At 53.3% G+C, this 3610-nt stretch carries 3 protein-coding genes; 2 read left to right on the forward strand and 1 reads right to left on the reverse strand.

Annotated features, from left to right (window positions below; genetic code table 11):
• Positions 1 to 310: 310 nt before the first annotated feature.
• A complete protein-coding gene (locus tag B3P58_RS20580) occupies positions 311 to 919 on the forward strand; it encodes a MarC family protein (protein ID WP_145468324.1) in 609 nt (202 codons plus the stop codon).
• Between the two features lie 172 nt (positions 920 to 1091).
• On the forward strand, positions 1092 to 1961 hold the full coding sequence (locus B3P58_RS20585) for a CPBP family intramembrane glutamic endopeptidase (protein WP_286720348.1): 870 nt from the start codon (positions 1092 to 1094) through the stop codon (positions 1959 to 1961).
• 187 nt (positions 1962 to 2148) lie between these two features.
• Here the strand turns inward: B3P58_RS20585 and aceF are convergent.
• On the reverse strand, positions 2149 to 3610 hold a 1462-nt coding region (aceF, locus tag B3P58_RS20590; RefSeq protein WP_286720350.1), incomplete at its 5' end, for a dihydrolipoyllysine-residue acetyltransferase.

Below are 3610 nucleotides of genomic sequence, written 5' to 3' on the forward strand. Positions count from 1 at the left end.
GCATCCGGGCGGGTTTTCCCCGTTCCATTAGCGGAGGATGCATCCGGGCGGGCTTTGCCCGTACCATAAAGAGAAGCGCCGGATACTTTTTTCGGCGCAGAGTCAGATGCAGCAGAATCAACAGGTTTGGTCACAGGAATCATCACAGAAATAACAACAGATAGCCGTGCATATTAGCACGGAGCGCTGCATTCAGCGGCAAACTCCATTATCCTGCTACCTTCTGTGCCATATCACCACATCAGCAACCGGCCTGCCTCTTCTGACCGGAACCGGTCCGGCAGCCAGGCCCATACAGTTCCGGAGCCTTATGAGCGAACTGATCGCCACTTTTATCTTCTTTTTTGCTGTGATCGACCCCATCGGTACCATTCCGGTGTTTATTGCCGTCACCGCTCTGCATAACGAAGCGACACGGCGAAAAATTGCCCTGCAGGCGACGTTATTCTCCGGCGCAATTCTGCTGTTTTTTGTGGTGGCCGGCGAAATCATTCTGACCGCCATCAATATTCCGCTGTCGGCGTTTCAGATTGCCGGCGGTATCGTGCTGTTCCTGTTTGCCCTGACCATGATCTTTGGCGAAGGCAAACCGGCTGAAGAAAAACGCATCGCCCGCGACGGCAGAGAAACCGCTATTTTTCCGTTGGCAGTGCCATCCATTGCCAGCCCCGGCGCCATGCTTGGTGCGGTACTGATGACCGAGAACAACCGTTACAGCCTGCTCGAACAGTCGCAGACCACGCTGGTTATGCTGTCGGTTCTGGCGGTAGTTTTTGTCCTGCTACTGCTGGCCAGCCGGGTTCACCGGCTTATCGGTGATGGTGGCGCCAGTATTATCAGCCGGGTTATGGGGCTGATTCTGGCATCGGTGGCGGTGAATAATATTCTGTCCGGCATCAAGACCTACTTTTTGCTTTAACATGGCGCTGGCAGCATAGGCATTTATAAAATGCTGCCGGCTTCTGCATTAACCAAGTGCCAGCGGCACCTGCATTAACCAAGCGCCGGCGGCATCTGCATTAACCAAGCGCCGGCGGCACCTGCATTGACCAGGCGCCGCCGGGCGCTTTGAATTAACAAACAGGATGTTTATGTCGTATCAATCCAGAACCCTGCATAACCCGCTGTACTGGCTGCACCCGAAACAGATCTGGTCGCACGTCAGCGCTATTGATGAGCAGGCCGAAAAAGAGCGGCAGAATGTCAGCCCGGCAACCTTAAAAAACCGTGCCTGGATTGTGATTGCCGTTGCCTGCGTTTGCTTACTGATGCTGCATTACCTGAAATACTCGAGCAATCTGCGTACTGCAATCCCGCTACTGGAAAACCTGTTTGCCATTGACAACCACCAGTGGCTGATCAGCTATCAGCGCAGCCAGTACCGCGAATTACTGGGTTATGTCTGGTGGGGTTTCTGGCATTTGCTGACCTTTATTATTATCCCGATGCTCACCATCCGATACGTGCTGAAGCAATCCGTCCGCGATTACGGCTGGCAATGGGGCGAGGTGCATAAGCACTGGTTAGGTTATTGCCTGCTGGCTACACCGATTGTGTTTTTTGCCATTATGGCCAGCTTCCGCGACGACTTCGCCAACCACTACCCCTTTTATAATCTGGCCCATAAAAGCTGGCTTGATCTGTTGCTCTGGGAGTGTATTTACATCACCCAGTTTATTGCCGTTGAATTTTTCTTCCGCGGTTTTCTGGTGAACGGCCTGCGGCCACAGCTCGGCAGCTTATCGGTCGCGGTGATGTGCCTGCCCTATCTGATGCTGCATTTCCCGAAACTCTGGCTGGAGTCGACCGGTGCGATTTTATTCGGCTTTTTTCTTGGCATTCTGGCGTTAAAGTCACGCTCAATCTGGGGTGGTGTTGCGGTACATGTGATGATTGCGCTGGCCATGGATTTTGCCGCGATGATCCAGACCAAAGGCCTGCCTGAGCAGTGGCTGCGCTGAGAGGAATATATCCTTAAGGCTACAGGTATTCGCGGGCATGGCCCGCTCCTACAAAATCAATTCTGCTGAATTTCCCGATGACACAATCCTTTTAACGTAAGCATGGTCCGCTCCTACGAAAAATCGGTGTCTTTAAAAAGGAGCAGATTTGGGTAGGAGCGGGCCATGCCCGCGATAACACGCCTGGTTATAAAATCAGACGACGCACATCCGACAACAACGCCACCAGCGTGGTGAAGAAGCGACCACAGTCAGCACCGTTAATCGCCCGGTGGTCGTAAGAGACCGCCAGCGGCAGCATATTACGCGGCACAAACTCTTTGCCGTTCCACTGTGGTTTTATCTGCGCCTTAGACACGCCCATAATTGCCACCTCCGGAGCATTTACAATCGGCGTAAAGCCGGTACCGCCCATCGCCCCCAGACTGGAAATGGTAAAGCAGCCGCCCTGCATTTCGTTAGGCTTAAGTTTACCGTTACGGGCTTTTTCAATCAGCTCGCTGGCTTCACGGGCGATCTGGTAAATACCTTTTTTATCGGCATCACGCAGCACCGGTACCATCAGGCCGTTCGGCGTATCGCAGGCGATACCAATATGCACATAGTGTTTCTGCACCATATGTTCGCCATCGTGATGCAGCGATACATTAAAGCTGGGCTCCAGCGTCAGGGCACTGGCCGCTGCCTTAATTAAAAACGGCAGCGGAGTCAGTTTAACGCCTTGCTTTTCTGCTTCCGCTTTCATCGAAGCGCGGAAAGCATCCAGGTCGGTAATATCGGCTTCATCGAACTGCGTAACATGAGGCACATTCAGCCAGTTACGGCTCATATTAGCCGCCGTGATCTTTTTAATTTTGCTCATCGGCTGCAGTTCAATCTCACCGAATTGTGCAAAATCAACTGCCGGAACAGCAGGAATACCACTGCCAGAAGTCACCGCAGCAACGCCACTTTCAGCCTGTTTTACCAGCGCTTTAACGTAGTCACGGATATCATCTTTGGTAATACGGCTGCGGTCGCCCGTGCCTTTTACTTTGGTTAAATCGACACCCAGCTGTCGCGCCAGACGACGGGAAGACGGACCGGCGTAGACATTATGAATATCAGTTTTTTCTGCACTGCTCGTCGTTTCAGACACCGCTGCTACAGACGCCGCAGAAACAGCCGCCGCTGTTGGCGCTGGTGCATTTTCCACCGCTTTATTTGACGCTGGCTGAGCTGATGCCTGTTGAGCTAATGCTGCAGAGCCCTGCTGCGCCTGTGTCAGCAGCCGGCCATACACCTGGCCCTCTTTCACTTTGTCGCCAATATTAATCAGCAATTCCTTTAAGGTGCCGCCCTGTGGTGCCGGTATATCCATACTGGCTTTATCGCTTTCCAGTACGATCAGCGAATCATCAGCACTGAGGGTGTCGCCAGGCTGCGCACAGAGTTCAATCACGGTGACTTCACTGGCACCGCCCAGATCAGGCACCACCAGATCAATCAGGCTTTCCACACTATCTGCTGCTGAACCGGCGTTTATTTCTGCCGCCGGGGCCGCCGGAGCAGGCTCTTGCGCAGCGGCCGCTGGTTCTGCACTGATCTGCTCTGCATTGTTCTGCTCAGCGTCAGCAGAATCTGCTGATTCCAGCTCCAGAATGGCCGAG

The organism is Thalassolituus sp. UBA2009 (assembly GCF_002335285.1).
Taxonomy (GTDB): domain Bacteria; phylum Pseudomonadota; class Gammaproteobacteria; order Pseudomonadales; family Oceanobacteraceae; genus Venatoribacter; species Venatoribacter alkanivorans.